The following is a 373-nucleotide window of genomic DNA, read 5'->3' on the forward strand; positions in this document are numbered from 1 at the left end:
TTTCAGATCAGCTTTGAATTATAGAACGTTTTTTGGGTCCGCCAGCGAGTTTGCCAACTTTTTTGAAAATTGTGTGCGGCGAGCACATTCTTTGTGCCGAGGGTCCGATGGCGGCCGCCGGCATGTCCGCAGGCTGCCGTTGGATATCGGGCAGGCTGCAATGGGCGTGTGTGCTGCCTGTACGCGTGTGCCGCACCCCGGGTCTGCCAGGTGTTGCGGCCATGGGGCAGGGCGGGCGCGACAAATAAAAAAGCCGCTGTTGGTACAGCGGCTTCGATATTTTGAAAACCATCACTGGTTCTCGTTAAACTTGGTGCCCAGGAGAGGACTCGAACCTCCACGATGTTACTCGCTAGTACCTGAAACTAGTGCG

The sequence above is a fragment of the Acidovorax sp. Root217 genome (assembly GCF_001428645.1).
Classification (GTDB): Bacteria; Pseudomonadota; Gammaproteobacteria; order Burkholderiales; family Burkholderiaceae_C; genus Acidovorax.